A 24,396-nucleotide genomic window follows, 5' to 3' on the forward strand; every position below is an offset into this window, starting at 1 on the left:
CGCCGCCGACGGCCCGTGCGTCCCTCCCTGCACTCATCGGACCGGGACCTGCGGCAGGACGGTCAGCGGCAGCGCGGTGCGGAACTGGCCGGGTTCAGCGGGGTCGTCGCGCTCCTTCCACGGATCGCTGTAGGCGTCCACGGAGGCCTGCACGGCGGCGTCGAGCTCCGCTGCGATCCCCTCGCTGTCGTCCACCACGACCGCACGCACGTGCTCGATCCCGAGCCGGGGCACCCACGCGTAGGTCCGCTCGAGCCAGTTCGCCGTCTCGCGGTAGTACTGGATGAAACGACCGGTGAGCGTCATGACCTCCTGCGGGGTGTCGACCGTCGTGAGCAGGTCACCCTTGCGGATGTGCGCACCGGCGGCGCCGCCCACCCAGATCTCCCAGCGACCACCGTCGACGGCCACGACCCCGACGTCCTTGACGTAGGACTCCGCGCAGTTGCGCGGACAGCCCGACACGGCGAGCTTGATCTTGGCCGGGCTATCCAGTCCCTGGTACCGGGTCTCGATCGCGATGCCGAGCGCGGTCGAGTCGCCGAGCCCGAACCGGCAGAAGTCGCTGCCGACGCACGTCTTGACCGTCCGGAAGGACTTCCCGTACGCGTACCCGGACGGCATGTCGAGGTCCGCCCAGACCTTCGGCAGATCCTGCTTGGGCACGCCGAGCAGGTCGATCCGCTGGCCACCGGTGAGCTTGATCAGCGGGATCCTGTGCTTGTCCGCGACGTCGGCGATGCGGCGCAGCTGGTCGGCCGACGTGACCCCGCCCTTCATCTGCGGGACCACCGAGAACGTGCCGTCACGCTGGATGTTGGCGTGCACCCGGTCGTTGATGAAGCGCCCGTCGCGCTCGTCGACGACCGCCGCGCCCCAGAGGGTGCGCAGCAACGAGCTCAGTCCCATCTTCGACTTCGCGTCCTCGACGCCGCCGGGCGCGAGCGCCGCGAACACGGCCGACACCGAGCGCAGCTCCTGCTCGCGGATGAGCGCCACGAGCTCGGCCTTGGCGTAGGGGACGCCGGGTACGTACCAGGAGGCGGACTCGTCGACCTCGAGCGTGCCGCCCGCCGCCCACTCCACGACCTGCCCCACGAGCGTCTTGCAGGACCCGCAGCCCTTGCCTGCGCGGGTCGCGTCCATGACGCCCGTGACGGAAGCGACTCCGCCGCGGACGCACGCCGCGATCGTCCCCTTGCTCACGCCGTTGCAGTTGCACACGGTGGTCTCGTCGGGAAGCTCGGCCACGCCCACCGCGGCGGGCGCCGTGCCCAGGTCGAACAGCAGCGCGATCCGGTCCTCGGGCAACGGCGAACCGCGGTCGAACGCCTGGATGAGGGGAGCGACCTTCTCGAGGTCGCCGACGAGCGTCGCACCGACCAGGCGGTCGTCGCGGACCACCACGCTCTTGTACAGCCCGCGTCGCGGCTCGGAGATGACGATGTGGTCGTCGTCGGGACGCTCGGGCGCCGTGATGCCCATCGACGCGACGTCGATGCCCGCGACCTTCAGCTTCGTGGCGGTGCGGGAGCCGTGGTACTGCGCCGACGGGTCGGTGCCCGTGAGCACGTCCGCGAGGACCCGCGCCTGCTCCCACAGCGGCGCGACGAGACCGTAGACCTGGTCCCGGTGCTGCACGCACTCACCGACGGCGAACACGGTCGGGTCGGGCGTGCCCTGGTCGTCGAGCGCGTGCATCTGGTCGTCGACGACGATGCCACGCTCCACCAGGAACCCGCTGGCGGCCGCGATCGACGAGTTGGCCCGGATGCCGGCCGCCACCACGACCATGTCGCACGGCAGGACGCGTCCGTCGCCCAGCTGCACACCCGTGATCTCCGTCTCCCCGAGCACCTTGACCGTCCGGGCCGACGTCACCACCGAGATCCCGAGAGCCTCGACGCCGCGCCGCAGGACGTACCCGCCCGCGGGGTCGAGCTGCTGGTTCATCAGGTGACCGGGGCCGTGCACGACCGTGACGTCGACACCGTGGGTCTGCAGCCCGCGGGCCGCCTCGAGACCGAGCAGGCCGCCGCCGATGACGACCGCCTGCTTGTGGGTGCGCGCGTACCGGATCATCGCGCGGGTGTCGTCCAGTGTGCGGAACCGGAACACGCCCTGGTGGAAGCCGCGCCCGGCCGTGCGCATGCCAGGGATGTCGGGGACGAACGCGCTGCTGCCGGTCGCCATGACGAGCGCGTCGTACGGTGTGCGGCTGCCGTCGTCGGCGCGGACGGTGCGGGCGTGCCGGTCGATGCGCGCCACCCGCACGCCGGCGTGCAGCGTGATCTCGTTCTCGTCGTACCAGGCCATCGAGTTGAGGAAGATCGCGTCCTCGCTCTCGAGGCCGGCCAGGACGTTCGAGAGCATGATGCGGTTGTAGTTGCCGTACGGCTCCTCGCCGAACATCGTGATCCGGAACTGCGAGGCGCCGCCGCGCTCGAGGATCTCCTCCACGGCGCGCGCACCCGCCATGCCGTTGCCCACGACGACGAGGTCGCGCCGACCGTCGTCCCCGCGCCGGCGCCGGGTCACCTCACACCTCCACGAGGCCGAGGTCGATGACGACGACCCCGGAGACCCCCGCCGCGCCGGCCGCATGCACCTCGAGGGTGGTGCCGGGCTCGAGGTCCTCCACCACGCGCAGCGGCACGTGCACGTCGCCCTTGGCGCCGATGGGGAAGTACCGCATCGGCACGCCGTCGCGGACCAGCACGACGACGACGAGCTCGTTGGCACTGTTGCCACCCCGGAAGTACACCGTCTGGGCCACCGCGCCGTCCGGCACGGTGTACGACAGGCTCGGGTCGATCAAGGTCGGTGCGGCGAGTCCTTTCCCGGTCAGCGCGTAGACGCCCTGCAGGAAGGTCGGGTGACTGTCCAAGGCGAGCCCCTTCGGTCGGGCCGGCGGCCACGGCGCACGGACGTGCTCCGCAGGCGAACCGGTCGGTGGTGTGGCGGGTGCGGCGAGGGAGGTGACGGCCACGGCGCACGCCTTGAACGCCGGCATGCGGGAGATCGGGTCGAGGGCGTCGTCGGTCAGCGTGTTGGCGCGGGACGGGCCACCCCAGTGGAAGGGCACGAACACCGTGTCGGTACGGATGCCCGTCGTGAGCCGCGCCCGGAACACCGCGGTGCCCCGGCGGGTCCGCAGCTGGACCGCTTCGCCGTCGCCGACGCCGCACAGGCGCGCCAGGTCGGGGTGCAGCTCGGCGTGCGGGACCACGGACCCGTCGGGACCCACCTCGTCACCGGTGAGCGCCGAGACCCGGCGGGTCTGCGTGCCGCTCTGGTACTGCCGCATCAGGCGCCCGGTGGTCAGCACATACGGGAACTCGGCGTCGGTGCGCTCGGCCGCGTCGCGGTACTCGCCGCGGTAGAACCGGGCCAGCCCGTCGGGATGTGCGAACCGCGTCCCGAACAGCCGGGGTGTGCCCGGGTGCTCGGCATCGGTGCACGGCCAGAACACGCCCTGCTCGTCCTCGATGCGGTCGTAGGTGATGCCGCCGTAGTCCGCCACGCCGCCGGAGCTGGCGCGGCCCAGCTCGTCGAAGGCGGCGGCCGCATCGGTCGTCATGAGGCCCCCGTGCCCGAGCCGCTCGGCGACGCCCATGAGGACGTCCAGGTCGGTCCGCACGCCGGGCGGCGGGTCGACCGCCCGGCGACGTCGCAGCACCCGTCCTTCCAGGTTGGTCACCGTGCCGTCCTCCTCGGCCCACATCGCGACGGGCAGCACCACGTCCGCCCGGGCCGCCGACTCGGAGAGGAACAGGTCCGCGACGACCAGGAAGTCGAGGGCGTCGAGCCGGTCGGTGACCCGGCCGGCGTCGGGCGCGGAGACGCTGACGTTCGACGCGAGCAGCAGCAGCGTCCGCACCCCGCCGGGGGTCCCGAGGGCACGCAGCATCTCCGTGGCGGACACCCCCGGGCCCGGCAGGCGCGTCGGGTCGACGCCCCACACGCCCGCGACGTGGGCGCGGTCGGCGAGGTCGGTGATCTTGCGGTACCCGGGCAGCTGGTCCGCCTTCTGCCCGTGCTCGCGTCCGCCCTGCCCGTTGCCCTGACCCGTGAGGGTCCCGTAGCCCGAACCCGGACGGCCGGGCAGTCCGAGCGCGAGGGCGAGGTTGATGAACGCCTGTGCCGTGGCCGTCCCCGACGCGTGCTGCTCGGCGCCGCGTGCCGTGAGCACCATCGCCGTCGCTGCCGTCCCCAGCATCTCCCCGACGGCCTCCAGGTCACGGGCGGGGATGCCGGTGATCCGCTCGACGCGGTCCGGCCAGTAGCCGGTCACCGCCTCGCGGACCGTCTCGAACCCCGCCGTCCTCGTCGCGACGTACTCCTCGTCCACCCAGCCCCTGCGCGCCACCACGTGCAGCAGACCGTTGGCCAGGGCGGCATCGGTCCCCGGGCGCGGCTGAAGGTGCAGGTGCGCCGTGCGCGCTGTCGCCGTGGTGCGCGGGTCGACGACCACGTGCCGGGCACCGCGCTCGCGGCCTGCCTCGAGGTGCTGCATGAGCGGCGGCATCGTCTCCGCCGGGTTGGCGCCCACGAGGAGCAGCACGTCGGCCAGGGCCAGGTCCGCGACGGGGAACGGCAGCCCGCGGTCGATCCCGAACGTGCGGGTGGCGGCAGCCGCGGCCGACGACATGCACCAGCGGCCGTTGTAGTCGATCGAGCGCGTCCGCAGCACCGTCCGGGCGAACTTGCCCAGCAGGTAGGCCTTCTCGTTGGTCAGCCCGCCCCCGCCGAAGCACCCGACCGCGTCCCGGCCGTACCGTCGCTGCGTCGCTCGGACGGCCGCGGCCACGGCGTCGAGCGCCTCGTCCCACGTCGCCGGCCGCAGCGCCGAGGAGCGGTCGCCGGCGCGCGTGCGTACCAGCGGGGTCGTGAGCCGCTCGGGATGCGCGAGCAGGTCGGCCGCCGACCAGCCCTTGGCGCACAGGCCGCCCCGGTTCGTCGGGAAGTCCGACGGCGTGAGCCGCACGTCGGGCCGCTCGTGCCCCGAGCGGTGCGTGACGTGCAGCTGCATGCCGCACTGCAGTGCGCAGTAGGGGCAGTGCGTCGCGACGGTCCGGGCCGTGTCGGAGCCCGGCACGACCGTCGGCGACGCGAGCTCTGGCCCCATCACTCGATGGTGTGATGCCCCGGTTACGCACGGCCTGCCGCCGGGTAACTGCCTCGTTTCGACGAGCGCACAGGTCTGACGACACGTGCGTGACACGGGATCGCGGGCACGGGGGCGTGCGCACCGCACGCAGCACGTGGTGATTCGACCAACTGGCGGACCTGGTCCCGCGACTCTTTGGCATGCGCACCCAGCGGAGCGCGAAGCGACGCGGTCTCACCTTCGTGTCAGGATCCCCAGGGAAGCGTCAGAGCGCGAGTGGCTCTTCACGGGACGGCAGGAGTTCTCCGACCGGCGCTGCCGACACCGAGCTCGTAGATGATCTCGCGCCCGTCCTCGTCGTCCCACTGCTCGCCGACCGGCACGAAGCCGTACACGGATGCGAGCCGCTCGGAGGCGGTGTTGCCCGGACTGATCGTCAGGCGCACGGTACGGACCTCGCGTTCAATCGCCGCGCGCTCGAGCACTCCGTCCGCAAGCCTGCGTCGTGCCGCGCCGCCGCCCTGCTCGGCTGTCGCTCCGAGGGCGTAGGACGTGCCACGCGCTCCACGCCGACGGACATCACGACATGCACCTGCACGTACACCTGCGCACCGACGTCTGACCCGTCACCCACGGTCAGCCCCCAACGTGCAAGCCGCGGTCGCGCTCGGCATGAGCGGACACCTTTACCGCACTCCGCAGGACCTCAGCGCATTCCTCGACGGCCTCCCCTCGACGTCTGCTCGCTGACCCCATGGCTGCGACCCTCGAAGCGGCCTCGTCTCGCTGAGCTGCGGAGGCGTGCGAGCGGTCGTTGCTCGCCGAGGGCGGTTCAGCGTCGCGCTCTGCTGGAACGCGTCCAGAAGTGGGCCGGGTCGCGTCCGGGGTTGAACCCCGTCGCTTCGGCGAGGTGTGTCGCGTCGCGGAAGCCGCGGGCGATCCAGTCGGGGTCGTGCGCGTCGCTGCCGAACGTGATGGCGTGGCCACCCTCGTCGTGCCACCACTGCAGTACGTGAGGATGGAGCGGCACGCGGGTGCTGACCTCGAGCGCTCGCCCTGCCTGGGCTGTGGCTCGCAGTGCGTGACGGAACTCCTCCTCGAAGTCGAGGGGGTCGAAGGGCGCTGCCGAGCTGGGCCAGGTGCGGACCGGGTAGTCGATGTGGGCCAGCACCTCGAAGCGCTGCGGGCCGGACACCATGACCGCGACCTCGGCGAGGTAGGCGCGCATCACGTCCGCCGGGGCACGGTGCCGGTACAGGCCGGGCGGTTCAGCCAGGCCGTCCCCGTCGGGCAGGCAGTGCAGGGAGCCGAGCGTCCGGTCGAAGTCGCCCACGGCCAGGACGTCGGCGACGGCGTCGGCGTGCCGGTGCGGTTCACCGATCTCCAGGCCGCTGAGGATGCACAGCCCTGGGTAGCGGTGGCGGCATCGCTCGATCTCCTCGAGGTAGCCGGCAGCGTCGAAGGTGGGGGGTGTGACGACGCCTTCTTCTGCGAGCTGGACCAGCACGTGTCCTGGTTCCAGACCTTCCATGGCAACGGTGAAGGCCGTGTGGTCGAGGTGCTCGGTGAAGGCGATGGCCTGCATGCCGAGCTCGAGCGCCCGTTCGCAGGTGGCGTGCATCGACCCGTCCGGCGCGTCCCACGACCGCTGGGTGTGGACATGGCTGTCGGCAGGGAGGGCCATGCGCGTCACCCTAGGAGGGGGCGTGGGGACGCGCGCCCCTGGGGGTGGAGGAACTCGCTGGTCCTGTCACCGCGACAGCACCGAGCTGCGGAGGGACGACTAGGGCGGGCGCGATCGATATCACTTGCCCCGTTCCCGGCGCCGTCAGGGCATCAGAGCTTGCGCAGCATCGTGTCGGAGCCCCCGTTGCGGCCGACCACCACGAACCCGTGCCGGGCGTAGAGGGCGCGAGCGGCGACGTTCCCGTCCTCGACGCTCAGACTCAACGCCCTCCGCCCGAGGCCGCGGGCCTGCTCGAGGCATCCGGCAAGCAGCGCGGAGCCGACGCCCCGGCCGTGGTGAGGGCGGGCGACGGCCATGCCGAGCTCCGGGACGTCGTCCGCCACGTAGCCGTAGCCCGGCGTGGCGGCGGGCAGGGCGCGCGCCCAGACGGCCCCGAGCGGGGATCCGTCGTCGTCGGTGGCGACGAGCCCGAAGTCGTCCGGGCGCTTCCATCCTCCGAGGTAGCGCTCGGTGTGGGCGTCCGCCATGACCCCAGCTCGGGTGAACCGCTGCGTCCCGTCCCAGTTGAACGCCTCGAGGAGCAGGTCATGGAGCAGGTCGACGTCGTCGCCGGTCGCATCGCGGAGCATCACGCACGCGATCCTGGCACGGTGCCTGCTGGTTCCCACAGGCCTGGTGGGGGTCGGCTAGCCTGCGCCGGTGAGCTGGGGGACGTGGGCGCGTCGGGTCCGCGACCCGAGCCTGCCTCTGAGGCATCGATCGAGTGCGCTGAGGTCGCTGCTCAACCGCCACGCCCCTCTCGGGTTCGACGGCACCGAGCGGTACCTGCGTCAGCTGGTAGGTCTCACCGATCAACGCGGCGGGCGGCTGGGAGCGCGTCGAGCGGACGACTGGACCGGGGCCACGCTGCTGGCGGCGCTCGAGGCGCTGGAGGCGTCACGGGAGAGTCACAAGCGCTACACGGCGGTCTTCGCCGAGCGGCGCCGGCGCGAGAAGGCACAGCATCGGCGCCAGCCAACTCGGGGCGACTCCGAGGCGCTGCGCCGCGCGGAGTGGTTCAAGGACGTCGACGAAGCCGCGCGGCGTCAGCCGAGCCGTCGGGAGATCCGCCGAGCACGGGGTTGACGGGCGCGCCCGTCACAGGTCGGAGCGGAAGCAGAGGAGGTGCCATGACGCCTCGGCAAGAGCGTCGATGTCGTCGCCACGAAGCACCCCGTCATCGACGCGCGCGCCCGGGAAGGGCACGGAGAGCACCGCGAGGATCAGGGCTCGCACATCACCGACGGAGCCGGCGTCGGCGAGCCGGCCCGCGAGCATGAGCGCTTCCTCGTCCCAGGAGGAGTCGTCGTGGTGGCTCTCGGTCCACCACGGCTCCAGCGGGTCGTGCCTGACGAACAGCTTGGCCAGCTGTTCAGCCAGGCCGTCCGACGCGCCAGGTGTGCTCATCGCGTGAGCCTGTCGCCTGCGGCGAGGACGAGGCTATGAGACGTGCGACACCCCTCGGATCCTCAGCCGCAGGCCGCCCGAGGCGATCCCGCTGTGACGTGCCGGGCTCAGCCGACCTTGACCAGCTGCCACTGCTGGTTGGAGCCGTTCCAGTCGGAGTACTGGACGATGTTCCCGCCGTCGCTGGTGGAGGCACCCTGCACCTCGACGGCCTTGCCGCTGTTCCGGTTGATCAGCTGGATGTACCCGTCGATCGTCTGGATGCTGAACTGCTGGTTGGTGCCGTTGTTGTCGCTCCACTGCTGGATCGCCGCCCCGTCGGCGGTCGACCTCGCCGCCACGTCGAGGACCTTGCCCGACAGCCGCGACTTCAGCTCGTAGTAGCCGTTGCCGGTGCTGACGAACTGCCACTGCTGCTGGTTGCCGCCGTTGCGGGACCACTGGGTGATGCGGGCGCCGTCGGCGGTGGACAGGTTGTACACGTCGATGGCCTTGCCGCTGTTGCGGTTGACGAGCGAGTACCAGGCCGAGGTGTCCACCGGGCCGGTGCCGGGGTTGGAGGTCGGGCTGGGCGTCGGGGTAGGGGTCGGCGTGGGAGTGGGGGTCGTGCCCCCCGCCGGGTTGCCGATGCTCCCCGGCACGGCACGCAGCGCGTCGTACCAGGCGGCCGCCATCTTGTCGTAGCCGTTCGCGTTGGGGTGCACGCCGTCGGGGAGGTCGGAGAGGCTGACCGCCCGGTACATGTCGACGAGGTGCACGCGCTTGCCTGCGTTGGCCCTGCTCGACACGATGCCGGGGATGGCGGAGTTGTAGGCACGGACCTGCGAGTCCGCGTACGAGACCGGGATGAGGGTCGCGACGAAGACGTCGGTCTGCGGGGACGTGCTGGTGATCTTGTCGATGACCCCCGCGAGCCGGTTCGGCGCGTTCGCCAGGTCGCGGTTCTGGCTGATGTCGTTCGTGCCGATGTGCAGCAGCACGGTGCGCGGCTGGTACGTCCGCACCCAGTTGACGACGTTGGCGTCGATCTGGTCGATCCTCCAGCCGGAGTGCCCCTCGTGGTCGTGGTCCCACAGGCTCGACGGCCCGTTGAAGCCCGACCCGACGAAGTCCGTGGTGTAGCCGCCTTGCGCCAGGCGCTGCCACAGCCCGACGCGGTACCCGCCGCCTCCGGACATGCCGACGCCCTCCGTGATCGAGTCGCCCAGGGGCATCACGCGGGTGCCGCCGTTGCTCTCGGCGGAGGCGGGCGCGGACGGTGCCACGACCCCTCCGGCCAGTGCGAGGCTGAGTGTGACGGCGAGCAGCAGCCGTCGGGCCGTTCGGTGCATGTCGTCTGCCTCCTGGAGCTGGCCGCGCGGCGCGACTCCACGTCGTTGTGAACGTTCACGCAGCGCGTTCGGCCAACTCTGGCACGGAGTCGTGGGGCGTGCGATCGATACAAACGATTAGGCGCGGGGTGTTGGCAGCCTTGGGGAGCGCACGGGCTCCGTCACATGTCGGAGCGGAAGCAGGAGGTGCCATGACGCCTCGGCAAGAGCGTCGATGTCGTCGTCACGAAGCAGCCCGCCATCGACGCGCGAGCCCGGGAAGGGCACGGAGAGCACCGCGAGGATCAGGGCTCGCACATCACCGACGGAGCCGGCGTCGGCGAGCCGGCCCGCGAGCATGAGCGCTTCCTCGTCCCAGGAGGAGTCGTCGTAGTGGCTCTCGGTCCACCACGGCTCCAGCGGGTCGTACTGACGAACAGCTTGGCCTGCTGTTCAGTCAGCCGTCCGACCCGTCGGGTGTGCTCATCGGGTCAGCCTGTCGCCTGCGACGCGAACAAGGCTGTGAGACGTGCGACACCCCTCGGGTCCTGACGGTCCACGCGTCGTTGACCCGGGCCAACGGGATGTGACGAGTGGACATGTCGACGGCTCCTAGTTTGCAGCCTGAGGCGATGAAGCCCAGATAGCCCTTGTCGGCGCGGTGCGTTCGTCGCAACACGTCCTGGATCCGGGGGTCCGGGGCTGATGCACGAGTAGGTGTTGCGCCGCGCCTGTGAGTCGAGGTCAGGAGGGCCCGTCGTGACCATGTGTCCCGAGATCTTGAACGGCGCGAGGTGAAAGGCATGGAGGTCATCCGGCGGTCGCCATCTCGCCTATCCGTCGAGGTCCCCTGCCGGTGCCGTCGGCAGCGGACGGATCGCGATGGCCTCGACCTCGACCAGTTGGTCGTCGTAGCCGAGCACGGTCACGCCGAGCAACGTGCTGGGCACCTCGTGCTCGCCGAACGCCGCATGGACGACGTTCCAGGCGGTCCCCAGGTCCGACTGCCGAGATGAGGCGACGTAGACGGTCGTCTTGACGACGTCGGTCAGCTGCGCTCCGGCGGCATGTAGTGCCGTTTCGAGATTGGTCATCGCTTGGCGCGCCTGTCCGGCGACGTCACCGACGGCAACCGTCCTGCCGTCAGCGTCGAGCGGGCAGGCGCCGGCGGTGAAGACGAACTCACCGGCCACCGCGGCGTAGGCGTAGGGAGCCTTCGCCGTCAGCTGCTTGGGTCGGATGAGGGTGATGGCGGGCTCGGGAGGCATGCGCCCATGATCCATGCCCGCACCGGGAGCGGGACTCGACTTCGTAGCGCGACGAGCCTCCTGGGCAACTACGTGAGATTGGGACGGTGCAGATGAGATCCCACAGGAGGTGAAAGGAACTCGTCGCAGCTGTCCGATCCGACGTCAGTGAAGGTACGACGCCCGGATCCGATCAATCGGCTCTTCATCTCGACACCCGTCGTAGGACGATGCGCATCATGAGCGAAAGGTTCTACTCGGACGCGAAGCTGTACGACCGGTTGTTCCCGGGTGGCGGGCCGGCGGTCGACTTCTACCGGGCTGAGGCCGACCGACAAGGCGGGTCAGTCCTGGAGCTCGGGTGTGGCACCGGCCGCAAGCTGATCCCGATCGCGTCCGACGGGCATCCGTGCGTGGGCCTGGAGCTCTCGCCGGGCATGCTCGCCGAGGCTCAGCGCAAGGCGGCCGAGCGTGGCGTGGAGCTGGAGTGGGTGCAGGGCGACATGCGCGCGTTCGACCTGGGCCGGACGTTCGACCTCGTGATCATCGCCGCCAACTCGTTGCTCCATCTGCACGAGGCGTCGGACCTGGTCGACTGCTTCCGGTCGGTGCGACGGCACCTGGCGCCCGGAGGTCGGCTCGTCTTCGACGTGTTCAACCCGAGCGTGCAGATGCTCGCCCAGGCCGACGGCGTCCGACGGAGACGCGAGGCGCTGTCGTTCGTGGACCCCGATCGTGGCCGCGTGCACGTCGACGTCGCGGAGACCTACGACGCGGCTGCGCAGGTCACCCGCGGGACCTGGTACTTCTCGACGGAGTCCGAGACCGACGTCGTCGTCGCGCCGCTGGAGATCAGGAGCATCTTCCCCCAGGAGCTGCCGCTCCTGCTCTCACTGGGTGGGCTCCGGCTCGTCGAGCGATTCGGCGACTGGTCCGGTGGACCGTTCACCGGGGATGCCGCGGTCCAGCTCTGCGTCTGCGAGCCGGACTGAAGGAACGTCCGGTCGACGTGCGCCGCACGCCCGTTCCCTGACGCCCGACGCCGGAGTGGCGCAGAGGTCACCCGAGCCGGAACGTCTCGCGGTACACGGTCGGGGGGACACCCACCGCATGGTGGAGGCGCCGACGCAGGGTGGCTGCGGTGCCCATTCCGGATGCAGCGGCGACGTGCTCGATGGATGCGTCGGTGCTCTCGAGGGCGCCGTGGCCTTCGTCGTCATCGCCCGCCAGAGCTGAGCACGTCGCCCGGCTCGTCCGTGCGGCGGCCCGAGGCTGACGGGACGACCGTCGATGACGACCGAGAAGCCCGCGAGCCAGAGCCGCGACAGCTCGAGGGAGCTCTCGTCGACGACGCGCGCACGCGTCGAGCATCCCGCTTGGCCGACTCGGTGAGATTCGGACACGCCGTGGCCAGCTCCGTGAGATCGGCCAACTCGGATGAGATCGATCCCACGACGCGGGCGCCGCGGTGCTGTGACCTGCGATGGGACTCGCGCGATGCGCCAGCAGGTCGGCGGCCACTGGACGAGTGGGCGAGACGGGGTCCGTCCCACCTACGTCTCCGGATCCTCGGCGACGTGCGGGAACAGGGGCGTCGGCGGCAACGCGCTCGTTCAGCGTCGACGTGCCTCGAACACCACGAGCGGTGAGTCGTTCGTGCAGGGTCCCGCGCTGCGCTGGTCCGGTCCGCGTGTCGTCCTACGGGCGATGACGGGCGGCGGGATCGAGGCCGAGGTCGCACGGGACCGTCGAGGTCGCCGGCACCAGAGGAAGCGACGTGTCGTGCTGTGCACTCCGCGCGGCCCGGCGGTCCTTCCTCTTGTCCAGGGCGTCGGGCACAAACACGGGGAGCCACCGAGGTGCTGCTGATCCCCTGAATGGTCACCTCGGCGGCAGACCGTCGGAGCGGCGTGTCGGACCCTAGGCTCCGCCCATGACGACGACCGCGCGCGCGTACCTGACGGGCTTCGGTCGCTACCTGCCCGGCCCTCCGGTGGACAACGACGGCATGGCGGCTCGGCTCGGCGGAGACGATGCCGTCACCGCACGCATCCGCCGCAGCATCCTCACGTCCAACGGCATCAAGCAGCGGCACTACGCGCTCGACGAGCAGGGCGAACCCACCGAGCTCAACGAGGAGCTCGCGGTCAAGGCGCTCAACGCGGCGCTCGATGATCGCGGCATCCAACCATCGGACCTGAGGATGCTGGCGACCGCGACGACCATGGGCGACGTGCTCGTGCCCGGCTTCGCCAACATGGTGCACGGTCGGCTCGGTGGCGGGCCGATGCAGCTGCTGTCCGCGTCGGGAGTCTGCGCCTCGAGCATGGCAGCGCTGGATGCCGTGGTCAGCAAGGTCCGTCTCGGCGATCACCCGCGCGGGGCGGTCGTGGCCTCCGAGCTGCCGAGCCGTAGCCTGCGGCAGCGTCGGTACGAGGGGTTCCGCGCCGGCATGGACGCGCACTTCCTGCGGTGGATGCTCTCCGACGGGGCGGGGGCCGTGGTCGTCGAGTTCCAGCCGCATCCGACGAGGCTCTCGTTGCGGGTCGACTGGATACGGCAGGTGTCCCTCGCTCATGAGCACGCCGTGTGCATGCGCGCGGGGATGAGCGGCGACGAGCCCCACGTCGGAGGCACCTGGCAGGACGTCGGCATCGCGGACGCGGGGGCCGCCGGCATGTTCGTCCTGCGGCAGGACGTCGGCATGCTCGACGAGCTCGCCGAGACCGGGATCGCGCAGTTCGAGGAGCTCGTGGACATCGGGCTGATCGACGTCAGCCACCTCGACCACGTCATCTGCCACTACAGCACCAACGTCTTCCGGGATGTCGCGTTCGATGCCTTGCGCCGTCGTGTCCCCTCCCTCGACACCGATCGGTGGTTCTCCAACCTCGAGACCCGCGGCAACACCGGGTCGGCCAGCATCTTCATCGCCCTCGAGGAGGCGGTGCGGACGGGCCGGTTCGCGCCGGGGGAGACCATCCTGCTCGCGGTGCCGGAGTCCGGCCGCTTCTCCTTCGCCTTTGCACAGCTCACCGTGGTCGCCCCACCCAACCCGCAAGGAGCATCGTCGTGACAACCACCACTCCGGCCGATCCGTCGACGGCCGCCGGGACGGCCACCGACAGCGACTCGCTCTTCGAGCGTCTCGGCGATGTCTGGGCCGAGCTCGAGGAGCACCTGGCCAAGGTCCCCGTGCTGCAGCGCCTCGACGACGGCACCGTCACGCTCGAGGACTACATGCGGCTGCTGTTCAACCTGCGGCAGCAGGTGATCGACGGCTCGCCGTGGATCGCACGGGCGGCCTCCAACTTCGACATCGACCACTTCGAGCTGCGAGCGGCCGCGATCAAGCACGCCGAGGAGGAGCACCGGGACCACTTCCTGCTCGAGGCCGACTATGTCGCGCTCGGCGGTTCGCGGGAGGAGCTGCGTGCCGGTCGCAAGAACGTCGGCTCGGAGGCCCTCTCGGGCTACCTGTTCCACTACGCCGGCAAGCCGAACCCTGCGGGTCTGCTCGGCGCGATGTTCATCATCGAGGGCCTGGGCGCTCGCCGCGCGGCCGAGTGGGCGGCGCGGTTCCAGGAGGTGCTCGGCCTCGCCGACAACCAGGTACACTTCATGACGTACCACCAGGAGGCGGACGGCGCGCACACCGGTGACATGGAGGCGATCCTGACGTCCGGCCTGATCGACGACGCCACCGCCGACGAGATCGTGCGGTGCGCGCAGGTCGTCGCCCGGCTCTACGCGCTGCAGCTCGAAGAGCTGGATCGCTGAGGTGGCAGAGTTCGTCCGCTCTGACCCGAGCATGTGGGAGGCGATCTTCGCCGACCCCTCGGTTCCGCTCGACCGGGCGGTGGTACGGCAGATCATCGACGACCAGCGACGTCAGTCCCGGCGCTGGCTCTACCCGATCGCGATGGTGCTCTCGCGGGTGCTCGTCACGATCATCCGCCTCCTGAAGCGCTTGCTTCCATTCCGGTGGATGCCGCTGGGGACGATGGACTTCCTCTGCGTGTGGTTCCTGCGGCGGTGCGTGTCACCCGACGCCGTGGACCTGCTGCTGCGCCACTTCGTCATCGAGACGAACCTGGTGAACTTCATCATCCGCAACACCCCGGTGGGCATCGAGCCCGTCACGCTGCGTCCCGAGTCGTTGTCCGAGCTGGGTGACCAGGCCGTCGTCGAGCACGACGTCAACGTGTACGACGTGCTCATCGCGCTCGACGTCGTGCCTCTCGTCGCCCGTGACCCGCTCGACTTCCGTCAGCTGGACATCCCGCCGCTCGACGCCGAGCGGCACCGCCGGCGACTGGTCCGCCTCGACATCCAGACGGCGCTGTGCTTCATGAACATCCCGTTCTCGGTGGCGCTCAGCTCGGAGGAGTACCGCCGAGCGGTGCACTCGATGCGATTCGACGACTCCTTCCTCGAGATCCTCGCCGTCATCACCGGCGACGACACCTTCCGGCACTGGAAGCTCGCCGGCATGAGCCTGTGGATGGACTCGAACGTCGACGTGCCGCGCATGGTGTACCGCCATGCGCTCGTCTGCGAGTACGCGCACGCGCAGCTGGTGAAGCTCGCCGGCGGCCAGTACCCGCGGGACACGGCGGTGGACTTCGACTGATCCAGCGCGAACTGCAGCGCGCGCTCGTCTCTGAGACCACCGGCGTCTGCCAGAGAGCGCTCGACCTCTCCGATCGACCCGCCAGCGACATGGCGGAGATGGACCGCGGCCTCGACGCTGACGTCAGGAACCAGACGAGCGCGGCGCGCAGAAGCCACGAGGCGCACATTCCGAAGGAGCGTCTCGGGTACCCCGGATCACCGTGTACTCGATGCCTGCGTCCGAGAGCGAGCGCCAAAAGCGCGTCGCCTCGATAGCCTGAGATGCGTGAGCGACAGGGCGTCGTGGGTGACGACCACACACGCGTGGTCGAGCGATCTCGACCTCGCGCACCTTGCCGAGATCCGATCGCGCCCGACGCTCTACGGGTCGGGTGGTCGACGCCACCTCATCCTCGAGGTGCTCGCGTACGCGAACGAAGAGGCGGAGTCGCGTGGGCGTATGGGTCACGCCGTCGTGACGATGCGAGCCGACGGTACGGTGACCGTCGCGGACGACGGGCGCGGCACGGACACTCGGGTCGACGAACACGGCGACGTGATCCGCAAGCCCGTGATGTCGACCAGGGACGTCCGCTTCTTCGATGCGGAGGACTGTGCGCGACTCCCCGATGGCCTGCCACGACGCGGGATGTCGGTCGTGTCGGCGATGTGCCCGGTACTCGTCCATGAGAACCACCGCGCGAACGGCGCGTGGTCGCAGACCTATCGGCACGGCGTGCCGGACGACGAGCTCTGCGCCATCACCGCGTCGACGGCCACCGGCACCTCAGTGACCTTCCGCGTCGGTGCCGAGGTTCACGGGCCGGAGTCCCTCGTCGACAGCGACCTCGCCGGGTTCCCCGCGTTGCAGGTCGATCTCCGATGACCGACACCCTCATGACTCGGCTCCGCACCAACATCGGCTGAACCTGCCCGATCCCGACCTGCGCCCCGCGCGTCTCGACGACGCGACGGTGAGAGTCGGTTGCCCGCGGCGGGCGGCGGGGCACGGGAGGCCAACAACAGCGGCGGCTCAGTGCCTCGGCAGCCCGCGCGTCGCCATCGGGCGCGTCAGGACGCGCAGGAGCACTGATCCCCGTGAGCGACTCGCTAGGTTCGAGATCGTGGTCGTCACCTCCCTGCGCCGCTACCCGGTCAAGTCGATGGGTGGAGAGGCGCTGGCCTCAGCCGAGCTGGACCATCGCGGGCTCCACGGGGACCGCTGGTACGCCGTCGTGGACGGCGACGGCCGGTTCGCGTCGGTCAAGGACACCCGCCGGTTCCGCCGGCGGGACGCCGTCGTGCGCTACACGGCGTCGACGACGGCGGACGGCCAGGTCGAGGTTCGCTCGGACGACACGAGCTGGCTCGTGGGCGACCCGCTGCTCGACCGGCACCTCACCTCCGCCATGGGGAGCGAGCAGCGCATCCTGCCCGAGGCTGCCGTCCCGCACCAGGACGCCGGTGCCGTCTCCCTCGTCGGCACCGCGACGATCGCATGGTGCGCGGCCCGGTGGGGCGGCAGCGACGACCCTCGGCGGCTGCGCGTCAACATCGTCGTGGAGACGCAGACGCCGTTCATCGAGGAGACGTGGGTCGGCCACCAGATCGCCCTCGGGTCCGCCGCGCTGACGGTCGTGGAGCGGATCCCACGGTGCCGGATGATCGATGTCCAGCAGGACGGGACCAGCCCGCGTGCCCCCTGGCTCCGGTCGCTCGGCTCCGAGCGAGATCTGTACCTCGCGGTCTACGCCGACGTCAGCCGACCGGGTGTGATCACCCTCGGCGACGAGATCTCGGTGCTCTGAGCCGAGGATGGGCCGCACCATCTGAGACAGCTCGCGTCTCACCATGTTGCCCGAATCCTCGGATCCCCGAGATCTGCGGTCGGGCATGCTAGGTGGGCCCCGGGACTCGTCCAGGTCATCGGGTGATGACCGTCCGCTCCCTTCGCCAGGCCTACCGCAGGGCGCGCAGGTCGTCGAGGTCGCCGTCGAAGACGTTCATGTCGATGAACGACTCCTCGCCGTCGTACCCGTCGAGGCGGTCCCGGTTCGAGTACTGCCAGAAGGTCCACGCCCGGTCGTCCGACATGGTGGGCGGCACGATCACCGACCGGATCCAGATCGGCGTGCCCGGGAAGTGGCCGGCGACGTACCGGTCGTACGCGCTGCGGGTCGCGTAGACGACCGGCTCGGTGCCGTGGTCACGCAGGGTCTCGATGATCGCGGTCAGCTCCGGGCGGACCTGCGACGCGTCCGGGGGGTCGGCGTGGAACGTCCCGTAGTACTCGACGTCGATCGCGACGGGCAGCAGGTCCTCGTCGTCCGGCACCGTCGCGAGCACGTGCTCCGCCTGCGCCCTGCCGCTGCTCTCGAAGCTGAAGAAGTGGTACGCACCGACCAGCAGCCCGGCCTCACGCGCACCGCGCAGGTTCGCCTCGAACTCCCGGTCGACGAACGACGAGCCCTCGGTGGCCTTCACGTACGCGAAGTCGACGTCCTGCCGGGCGATCGACGGCCAGTCGACGGTTCCCTGCCACGCCGAGACGTCGACCCCCCGCACGTCGTAGCGCGCTGCGAACAGACGGTTCGGCCACACCAGGCCGCGTTCGACGAGCGCGGCCCCGAGCGCGAGGACAACGATCGTCCCCGTCAGGACGATCAGCAGGACACGGACGCGACGGCGGCTCGGCACCGCGCCAGTCTGGCGTCGTCGCGCGTCCGGCGCGCGCAGCGTCCACCCGACCGGTCGTCGTCGCCTGTCTCGACGGACCGCGCTGACGGTGGGCGGCCCGGCAATGCCCTGGTCGGCGTGGGCGCTGCCCTGACCTGTGTACGGGCCGGGACGGGGCGAGGACGCCCCGACTGGGTCGCGGAGGTACCGTGAACGTTCGTAGCGGTGGGCGTGCGATGCGGGCGGCTGCGGTGCACGCCGTGCGAGCGTGCACGCATGCACGGAGCCAAGCCCCTCACCGTCGGGGCCGCCGCGCTCGTCGCGGCGCCCGGTCTGCTCGTCGCGTGCCACGGCGACGACGGCTCGCACCCGGCGTCGCCCGAGGTGCGCCTTGCGGCTCCCGGACCCGCGCTGCCGGCGCCGCCCGTCTCGGACGGCGCCGCGCCGCCGTGTGGACCGGCGGACCTCGACATCGCCGTCGAGGCCTTCGACCGCGCCACGGGCAACGGCTGGGCAAGCCTGCGCGCGGTGAACCGCACCACCCGAGCCTGCACGCTCTCGGGCGCGCCGCCGCTGACCCTCGACCAGGACGGTCCGCTCCTCCTCGTCATCGACCACGGGTCCGGCCTCCTGCCGGCAGTGGACGCGCCGGCAGAGCTGCGCCTCGAGCCGCGCGCGTCGGCGGCGGCGCAGCTCGCCTGGCGTGGCTACGGGGCAGCCGCGGACACCACGACCCCGCAGACCGTCGGCGTCGGCATGGCGGACGGCTCGGTCGTCATCGCCATCCCCGGACTGCCGGGCTTCGAGGCGCCGTTCGACGTGATCGACGGCGCGGCCATGACCGTCGGGCCGTGGCAGCCGCTCGGGTACGGCCCGCCGCGCAGGGACGAGCCGCCGCTGGAGCCGGGCGCCTGGGGCGCCTGCCTCGCGGAGGACCTCGTCGCGTCCGTGGACGGGCCGCAGTCGCTGGGGAGCGGCGCACAGGAGTCGCAGGAGCCCACCGGTCGGGTGTGGCTGACGCACATCGGCCTGAGGCCATGCGTCGTGCCGCACGAGTTCAGCCTCGCGCGCGCGAGCGGCGGCTCGGTCGCGGCGCGCCTCGACGACGTCGTGCCTGGGCGGGACGCCGCGCTGCGGCCCGGCGACGCGGTGAGCGCGCGGCTGCCGTGGTCGGACATCGAGCCGGTGCTCGCCGAGCCCACGCAGTGGTCGGCGCAGGTCGGTCACACGGGTGGTGGATCCCCGTTCGTCGTGGACGGCGGCCCCGGCGCGTGAGTTGCGCCCTGCCCGATCCGCCAACCTCGTGCGACATCCGTCAAGTTCGGTGAGGACCGACTCCCATGCGTCGTAGGTAGTCGCTCGTGCATCCCGATCCCGCCGCCCCGGGAACAAGCGGCCGCCCTCAAAGGTTGAGCCTCACAGACTCAACTTCCGCCGTCTCCAGTTGCCCCGGGACCCCGTCCCGACGCAGACTTGAGCCCGGCGGACTCAAGACGTCCCGAACGACCGCAGTCGGAGCCCCTGGCTCCAGGAAGAAGGCACACACATGGCACGAGCAGTCGGCATCGACCTCGGCACCACCAACTCCGTGGTCGCCACCCTTGAGGGCGGCGAGCCCACCGTCATCGCGAACGCGGAGGGGTCGCGCACGACTCCGTCCGTGGTCGCGTTCTCGAAGACCGGCGAGGTGCTCGTCGGCGAGGTCGCCAAGCGTCAGGCCGTCACCAACGTCGAGCGCACCATCACGTCCGTCAAGCGCCACATGGGCACGGACTGGTCCGTGACGATCGACGACAAGAAGTACACGCCGCAGGAGATCAGCGCGCGCATCCTGGGCAAGCTCAAGCGGGACGCCGAGGCGTACCTCGGCGAGCCGGTCACGGACGCCGTCATCACGGTCCCGGCGTACTTCAACGACGCCGAGCGCCAGGCGACGAAGGACGCGGGCACCATCGCGGGCCTCAACGTCCTGCGCATCATCAACGAGCCGACGGCTGCGGCACTCGCCTACGGGCTCGAGCGCGGCAAGGAGGACGAGAACATCCTCGTCTTCGACCTGGGTGGTGGCACGTTCGACGTGTCCCTGCTGGAGGTCGGCAAGGACGACGACGGGTTCTCGACGATCGAGGTCCGCGCGACGGCCGGTGACAACCGCCTCGGCGGTGACGACTGGGACGCCGCGATCGTGGCGCACCTGGTCACCGAGGTGAAGAACACCACGGGCGTCGACCTGTCGAAGGACAAGATCGCCCTGCAGCGTCTGCGCGAGGCGGCGGAGCAGGCCAAGAAGGAGCTGTCGTCCGCGACGAGCACCAACATCTCGCTGCAGTACCTCTCCATGAGCGAGAACGGCCCGATCCACCTGGACACCAAGCTGACGCGCGCGCAGTTCCAGCAGATGACGCAGTCGCTGCTCGACCGCGTGAAGGCGCCGTTCCAGCAGGTCATCCGTGACGCGGGCATCTCCGTCAAGGACATCGACCACGTCGTGCTCGTCGGCGGCTCGACCCGCATGCCCGCGGTGTTCGACGTCGTCACCGAGCTCACGGGCGGCAAGGAGCCCAACAAGGGCGTCAACCCGGACGAGGTCGTGGCCGTCGGTGCCGCGCTGCAGGCCGGCGTCATGAAGGGCGACCGCAAGGACGTCCTGCTCATCGACGTGACCCCGTTGTCGCTCGGCATCGAGACCAAGGGCGGGGTGATGACCAAGCTCATCGAGCGCAACACGGCCATCCCGACCAAGCGCTCGGAGATCTTCTCCACGGCCGAGGACAACCAGCCGTCCGTCCTCATCCAGGTGTTCCAGGGTGAGCGCGAGTTCGCGCGCGACAACAAGCCGCTCGGCACGTTCGAGCTGACGGGTATCGCGCCGGCCCCGCGCGGCATGCCGCAGATCGAGGTCACGTTCGACATCGACGCGAACGGCATCGTGCACGTGTCCGCCAAGGACCGCGGCACGGGCAAGGAGCAGTCGATGACGATCACCGGTGGCTCGGCCCTCCCCAAGGAGGACATCGACCGCATGGTGAAGGACGCCGAGGAGCACGCGGCCGAGGACAAGCGTCGCCGCGAGGAGGCCGAGACCCGCAACACCGCGGAGCAGCTCGTCTACCAGACGGAGAAGCTGCTGGCCGACAACGGCGACAAGCTCTCGGACGACATCAAGGGTGAGGTCGGTGGCGCCGTCACGGAGCTGAAGACCGCGCTCGAGGGCACGGACGTCGAGGCCGTCAAGGCCAAGCACGCCGCCCTGCTCACGGCGAGCCAGAAGATCGGCGAGGCGCTCTACGCCAACCAGGGCGCCACCCCGGCCGCCGACGGCGCCCCCGCCGGCGACGCGGGCTCGACGACCTCCGACGAGGACGTCGTCGACGCCGAGATCGTGGACGACGAGGACGACAAGAAGTGACTGACGAGCGACCCCAGGCGGGGACCCCCGAGCCCGAGGAGACGCCGCGCTTCACCGACAAGCGCCGCGTCGACCCGGAGACGGGCGACGTGCGCGAGCCGACGCCCGAGGAGGCCGTGCTGGCCGAGGCCGAGCAGGTCACGACCGAGGCCGAGGAGGCAGTCGTCCTCGAGGGCCTGGTCGAGGCCGAGAAGCTCGCGGCGGAGCGGCTCGAGGAGCTGCAGCGCGCCCAGGCGGCGCACTACAACCTCGAGCAGCAGTACAACGCGTACGTGAAGCGGTCCAAGGCCGAGGCCCTGGCCGCTCACGACCGCGGTGTCGCCACGGTCGGCGAGGCGCTCATCCCGGTCCTCGACGACATCGAGCTGGCACGCCGGCACGGTGACCTCACGGGTCCGTTCGCGTCGATCGCCGAGAAGCTGGAGTCCACGCTCCAGCGGCTCGGGATCGAGCGGTACGGCGAGGCCGGGGAGACGTTCGACCCGGCCGTGCACGAGGCGCTCATGCACGGGCACTCGTCCGACGTCACCGAGCCCACGGTGCGTGAGGTGCTGCAGGCCGGCTACCGCACGCCCGCGCGGATCCTGCGCGCCGCGCGCGTCGCGGTCGTGGACCCGGAGGCCTGAGGACCAGCATCATCAGCACCACGCACGCCCGCAGGCGGCGGCCGGGCACCGGCCGCCGCCTCTGCGGCACCTGGATCGTTGGGAGCACGACCACGGACACGCACAGCACGACGAACCGGAGGGAGGCGCCGTGACCGGACAGGACTGGCTGGAGAAGGACTTCTACGCCGTGCTCGGCGTCACCAAGGACGCCGACGCGGCCACGATCAAGAAGGCGTACCGCAAGCTCGCGCGTCAGCTGCACCCGGACCAGAACCCGGGCGACGCGGGGGCCGAGGCGCGGTTCAAGGACATCGGTGAGGCGTACGCGGTCCTCTCGGACCCCGAGCAGCGTCAGCAGTACGACCAGCTGCGTGCCATGGCCGGTGGCGCCCGCTTCACCGCGGGCGGGCGGGGTGGCGGCACGGCCGGGTTCGAGGACGTCTTCGGCGGCATGTTCGGCGGCGGTGCCAACGGCCCCGGCGGGCGCGTCCGCTACTCCACGTCCGGCGCCGGTGGCGCGGGCTTCGAGGACATCCTCGGCGGCCTGTTCGGCGGCGGCCCCGGGTTCGGGGCGGCGCGCGGGCCGCAGCCCGGCGCCGACCTGACGGCGACGACGACGCTGCCGTTCCGCACCGCGGTCGAGGGCTCGACGATCTCGCTGTCCGTCGAGGGGCGCACCGTCAACGCGCGCATCCCCGCGGGGGTGCGCGACGGGCAGAAGATCCGGCTGCGCGGCAAGGGCCGCCCCGGCGACCAGGGCGCGCCGGCCGGCGACCTCGTCATCACGGTCCACGTCGAGCCGCACCCCGTGTTCACGCTCGACGGCACCAACCTGCGCGTGACCGTGCCGATCGCGTTCGACGAGGCCGCGCTCGGCGCGACCATCGAGGTGCCCGCGCTCGACGGCTCCACCGTGCGGGTCAAGGTGCCCGCGGGCACGCCGTCCGGGCGCACGCTGCGCGTCAAGGGCAAGGGCGTCGCCACGCCGAAGGGCACGGGCGACCTGCTCGTGAGCGTGCAGGTGGTCGTCCCGCAGAAGCTGTCGCACGCGGCCAAGGAGGCCGTGCAGGCCTTCGGCATCGCGACGTCCGGCGAGGACGTGCGCGCCGACCTCATGGCGCAGGCGCGGCGCTGACGGACGGCCGGGCCGGCACGCAGCCGGCGGGCGGCACGCAGAGCAGGACAACAGGGGGGCGAGCAGGAAGGGAGGACCGATGGACGAGGACGCGAAGGTCTACGTGATCTCCGTCGCCGCGCAGCTCGCGGGCATGCACCCGCAGACGCTGCGCCAGTACGACCGCCTCGGCCTGGTCCGGCCCGCCCGCACGCGCGGCCGCGGCCGCCGGTACTCCATGCGTGACATCCAGGTGCTGCGCGAGGTGCAGCGGCTCTCGCAGGACGAGGGCGTCAACCTCGCGGGGATCAAGCGGATCCTCGAGCTCGAGGAGGAGGTCCGCGCGATGCGCCGGCAGGTCGAGTTCCTGCGGACCCTCGTCGACCCGCGCGGCCGCGTGTTCCGGGCGGACCCGACCGGCAACGTCGTGGCCGACCGCCTGCACCCGCTGGCGGAGCCGGCTCCGGAGCGCCGCCCGCGCTGGACGCCGCGCCAGCTCACCTCGGGCAGCGGCCCGCGCGACTGACGCTCAGGGCCGGCCGGTGCGCGGTCAGATCCAGCGCCAGCGCATCCGCGCGGGACCGCCACCGTTCAGCTCCCGCACGCGGCGCGTCGCGTGCGGCAGCCAGCGGTACCGCTCGAAGGTCCCGCGCCCGGTGTCCACGACCCACGGCAGCAGCCCGGCGAACCGCGCGAGGACGAGCGCGAGGGCGACCAGGGCGACGATCCACAGCTCGAGCAGCACGACCACGAGCGACACGAGGAACACCAGCACGACCAGCGCGGCGATGATCGCGACGACGGTCGAGACCACCACCCCCAGCAGGTCGGCGCCGCCGCCGAGGGACACGAGGTCCACGCCGAGGTCCTTGACCCGCCGCTTCGGCCGCCAGGGCAGCACCCGCACGTCGACGACCGCCGCGTCCTGCCCCTTCGCGCCCTGCCCCCTCGCGCCCTGCCCCCTCGCGCCCTGCCCCCTCGCGTCCTGCCCCGTCACGCCGCCCTGCCCGGTGGTGCCGTCGGTCATCCCTGAGCCCGTCCTCTCGTCGCGTGTCGGTGGCACGCTACCCACCGAGGACGCGCGTACCGGTCACGGCGACCTCGTCGGCTCCGACATCTGGGCCGGACGGGTGACAGTCGGTCGCAGCGGTTGTCCGAATCAGACAATCCGGACG

General features: G+C 71.1%; 22 protein-coding genes. 12 read left to right on the top strand and 10 right to left on the bottom strand.

The window, feature by feature from the left end:
* Positions 1 to 33: 33 nt before the first annotated feature.
* The 5 genes from nirB to KKR89_RS01945 all read right to left on the bottom strand — a co-directional run bounded on the left by nirB (position 34) and on the right by KKR89_RS01945 (position 7,426).
* Complete coding sequence (gene nirB / locus KKR89_RS01925; protein ID WP_208197022.1) at positions 34 to 2,538, bottom strand: nitrite reductase large subunit NirB; 2,505 nt, start codon at positions 2,536 to 2,538, stop codon at positions 34 to 36.
* A 1-nt stretch (position 2,539) separates the two neighbouring features.
* On the bottom strand, positions 2,540 to 5,128 hold the full coding sequence (locus KKR89_RS01930) for a molybdopterin oxidoreductase family protein (protein ID WP_208197023.1): 2,589 nt from the start codon (positions 5,126 to 5,128) through the stop codon (positions 2,540 to 2,542).
* A 266-nt stretch (positions 5,129 to 5,394) separates the two neighbouring features.
* A complete protein-coding gene (locus tag KKR89_RS01935) occupies positions 5,395 to 5,595 on the bottom strand; it encodes a GNAT family N-acetyltransferase (RefSeq protein ID WP_214765660.1) in 201 nt (66 codons plus the stop codon).
* A 347-nt stretch (positions 5,596 to 5,942) separates the two neighbouring features.
* Positions 5,943 to 6,794, bottom strand: coding sequence for a PHP domain-containing protein (locus KKR89_RS01940; RefSeq protein WP_208197025.1), 852 nt, complete (start codon positions 6,792 to 6,794; stop codon positions 5,943 to 5,945).
* 152 nt (positions 6,795 to 6,946) lie between these two features.
* Entirely contained in the window at positions 6,947 to 7,426 is a 480-nt protein-coding gene (locus tag KKR89_RS01945; RefSeq protein ID WP_243883155.1) for a GNAT family N-acetyltransferase, read from the bottom strand.
* 70 nt (positions 7,427 to 7,496) lie between these two features.
* Between KKR89_RS01945 and KKR89_RS01950 the strand changes: the two genes are divergently transcribed.
* A complete protein-coding gene (locus KKR89_RS01950; protein ID WP_208197027.1) occupies positions 7,497 to 7,922 on the top strand; it encodes a hypothetical protein in 426 nt (141 codons plus the stop codon).
* A gap of 12 nt (positions 7,923 to 7,934) precedes the next feature.
* On the opposite strand, the gene KKR89_RS01955 is transcribed toward KKR89_RS01950, so the two are convergent.
* The 3 genes from KKR89_RS01955 to KKR89_RS01965 all read right to left on the bottom strand — a co-directional run bounded on the left by KKR89_RS01955 (position 7,935) and on the right by KKR89_RS01965 (position 10,821).
* Complete coding sequence (locus tag KKR89_RS01955) at positions 7,935 to 8,243, bottom strand: hypothetical protein (RefSeq protein WP_208197028.1); 309 nt, start codon at positions 8,241 to 8,243, stop codon at positions 7,935 to 7,937.
* 107 nt (positions 8,244 to 8,350) lie between these two features.
* Positions 8,351 to 9,574: an RICIN domain-containing protein gene (locus KKR89_RS01960; protein WP_208197029.1), complete on the bottom strand. Its 1,224-nt coding sequence runs from the start codon at positions 9,572 to 9,574 to the stop codon at positions 8,351 to 8,353.
* Between the two features lie 812 nt (positions 9,575 to 10,386).
* Complete coding sequence (locus tag KKR89_RS01965) at positions 10,387 to 10,821, bottom strand: RidA family protein (protein WP_208197030.1); 435 nt, start codon at positions 10,819 to 10,821, stop codon at positions 10,387 to 10,389.
* A gap of 218 nt (positions 10,822 to 11,039) precedes the next feature.
* On the opposite strand from KKR89_RS01965, the gene KKR89_RS01970 reads away from it, so the two are divergent.
* From KKR89_RS01970 to KKR89_RS01995, 6 genes are all read left to right on the top strand, one after another.
* Positions 11,040 to 11,792 (top strand): class I SAM-dependent methyltransferase, encoded by a 753-nt coding sequence (locus KKR89_RS01970; protein WP_208197031.1) that lies wholly within the window; start codon positions 11,040 to 11,042, stop codon positions 11,790 to 11,792.
* A gap of 941 nt (positions 11,793 to 12,733) precedes the next feature.
* A complete protein-coding gene (locus KKR89_RS01975) occupies positions 12,734 to 13,876 on the top strand; it encodes a 3-oxoacyl-[acyl-carrier-protein] synthase III C-terminal domain-containing protein (protein WP_208197032.1) in 1,143 nt (380 codons plus the stop codon).
* The gene (locus KKR89_RS01980) at positions 13,873 to 14,580 is read left to right on the top strand and encodes an iron-containing redox enzyme family protein (protein WP_208197033.1); all 708 of its coding nucleotides are present in this window, start codon (positions 13,873 to 13,875) and stop codon (positions 14,578 to 14,580) included. Before KKR89_RS01975 ends, KKR89_RS01980 begins: the two co-directional genes overlap by 4 nt.
* A gap of 1 nt (position 14,581) precedes the next feature.
* Positions 14,582 to 15,433 (top strand): DUF6999 family protein, encoded by an 852-nt coding sequence (locus tag KKR89_RS01985; protein WP_208197034.1) that lies wholly within the window; start codon positions 14,582 to 14,584, stop codon positions 15,431 to 15,433.
* A gap of 267 nt (positions 15,434 to 15,700) precedes the next feature.
* The gene (locus tag KKR89_RS01990; protein ID WP_208197035.1) at positions 15,701 to 16,300 is read left to right on the top strand and encodes a DNA topoisomerase subunit B; all 600 of its coding nucleotides are present in this window, start codon (positions 15,701 to 15,703) and stop codon (positions 16,298 to 16,300) included.
* A 238-nt stretch (positions 16,301 to 16,538) separates the two neighbouring features.
* On the top strand, positions 16,539 to 17,222 hold the full coding sequence (locus KKR89_RS01995) for an MOSC domain-containing protein (protein WP_208197036.1): 684 nt from the start codon (positions 16,539 to 16,541) through the stop codon (positions 17,220 to 17,222).
* A gap of 151 nt (positions 17,223 to 17,373) precedes the next feature.
* On the opposite strand, the gene KKR89_RS02000 is transcribed toward KKR89_RS01995, so the two are convergent.
* Positions 17,374 to 18,111: a GH25 family lysozyme gene (locus KKR89_RS02000; protein ID WP_251140971.1), complete on the bottom strand. Its 738-nt coding sequence runs from the start codon at positions 18,109 to 18,111 to the stop codon at positions 17,374 to 17,376.
* A gap of 255 nt (positions 18,112 to 18,366) precedes the next feature.
* Between KKR89_RS02000 and KKR89_RS02005 the strand changes: the two genes are divergently transcribed.
* The 5 genes from KKR89_RS02005 to KKR89_RS02025 all read left to right on the top strand — a co-directional run bounded on the left by KKR89_RS02005 (position 18,367) and on the right by KKR89_RS02025 (position 23,747).
* On the top strand, positions 18,367 to 19,365 hold the full coding sequence (locus KKR89_RS02005; RefSeq protein ID WP_208197037.1) for a DUF4232 domain-containing protein: 999 nt from the start codon (positions 18,367 to 18,369) through the stop codon (positions 19,363 to 19,365).
* 271 nt (positions 19,366 to 19,636) lie between these two features.
* Positions 19,637 to 21,499 carry a molecular chaperone DnaK gene (gene dnaK / locus KKR89_RS02010; RefSeq protein WP_208197038.1) on the top strand — a complete coding sequence of 621 codons (1,863 nt, stop codon included), beginning with the start codon at positions 19,637 to 19,639 and terminating at the stop codon, positions 21,497 to 21,499.
* The gene (gene grpE / locus KKR89_RS02015) at positions 21,496 to 22,125 is read left to right on the top strand and encodes a nucleotide exchange factor GrpE (RefSeq protein ID WP_208197039.1); all 630 of its coding nucleotides are present in this window, start codon (positions 21,496 to 21,498) and stop codon (positions 22,123 to 22,125) included. Before dnaK ends, grpE begins: the two co-directional genes overlap by 4 nt.
* A 130-nt stretch (positions 22,126 to 22,255) precedes the next feature.
* Positions 22,256 to 23,242 carry a DnaJ C-terminal domain-containing protein gene (locus tag KKR89_RS02020; protein WP_208197040.1) on the top strand — a complete coding sequence of 329 codons (987 nt, stop codon included), beginning with the start codon at positions 22,256 to 22,258 and terminating at the stop codon, positions 23,240 to 23,242.
* Between the two features lie 79 nt (positions 23,243 to 23,321).
* Positions 23,322 to 23,747, top strand: a complete 426-nt coding sequence (locus KKR89_RS02025) for a heat shock protein transcriptional repressor HspR (RefSeq protein WP_208197041.1) — start codon at positions 23,322 to 23,324, stop codon at positions 23,745 to 23,747.
* Positions 23,748 to 23,771: 24 nt separating this feature from the next.
* Here the strand turns inward: KKR89_RS02025 and KKR89_RS02030 are convergent, their stop codons facing one another.
* Entirely contained in the window at positions 23,772 to 24,248 is a 477-nt protein-coding gene (locus tag KKR89_RS02030; protein ID WP_208197042.1) for a hypothetical protein, read from the bottom strand.
* Positions 24,249 to 24,396: the final 148 nt, after the last annotated feature.

It is taken from the genome of Cellulomonas dongxiuzhuiae (genome assembly GCF_018623035.1).
Taxonomy (GTDB): Bacteria; Actinomycetota; Actinomycetes; order Actinomycetales; family Cellulomonadaceae; genus Cellulomonas; species Cellulomonas dongxiuzhuiae.

Excerpts from the sequence above, each read along its gene's own strand:
- KKR89_RS01930 (WP_208197023.1), bottom strand. The coding sequence starts at position 5,128 with ATGGGGCCAGAGCTCGCGTCGCCGACGGTCGTGCCGGGCTCCGACACG.
- KKR89_RS01940 (WP_208197025.1), bottom strand. The coding sequence starts at position 6,794 with ATGGCCCTCCCTGCCGACAGCCATGTCCACACCCAGCGGTCGTGGGAC.
- KKR89_RS01945 (WP_243883155.1), bottom strand. The coding sequence starts at position 7,426 with ATGCTCCGCGATGCGACCGGCGACGACGTCGACCTGCTCCATGACCTG.
- KKR89_RS01955 (WP_208197028.1), bottom strand. The coding sequence starts at position 8,243 with ATGAGCACACCTGGCGCGTCGGACGGCCTGGCTGAACAGCTGGCCAAG.
- KKR89_RS01960 (WP_208197029.1), bottom strand. The coding sequence starts at position 9,574 with ATGCACCGAACGGCCCGACGGCTGCTGCTCGCCGTCACACTCAGCCTC.
- KKR89_RS01965 (WP_208197030.1), bottom strand. The coding sequence starts at position 10,821 with ATGCCTCCCGAGCCCGCCATCACCCTCATCCGACCCAAGCAGCTGACG.
- KKR89_RS01970 (WP_208197031.1), top strand. The coding sequence starts at position 11,040 with ATGAGCGAAAGGTTCTACTCGGACGCGAAGCTGTACGACCGGTTGTTC.
- KKR89_RS01975 (WP_208197032.1), top strand. The coding sequence starts at position 12,734 with ATGACGACGACCGCGCGCGCGTACCTGACGGGCTTCGGTCGCTACCTG.
- KKR89_RS02005 (WP_208197037.1), top strand. The coding sequence starts at position 18,367 with ATGCACGGAGCCAAGCCCCTCACCGTCGGGGCCGCCGCGCTCGTCGCG.
- dnaK (WP_208197038.1), top strand. The coding sequence starts at position 19,637 with ATGGCACGAGCAGTCGGCATCGACCTCGGCACCACCAACTCCGTGGTC.
- KKR89_RS02025 (WP_208197041.1), top strand. The coding sequence starts at position 23,322 with ATGGACGAGGACGCGAAGGTCTACGTGATCTCCGTCGCCGCGCAGCTC.
- KKR89_RS02030 (WP_208197042.1), bottom strand. The coding sequence starts at position 24,248 with ATGACCGACGGCACCACCGGGCAGGGCGGCGTGACGGGGCAGGACGCG.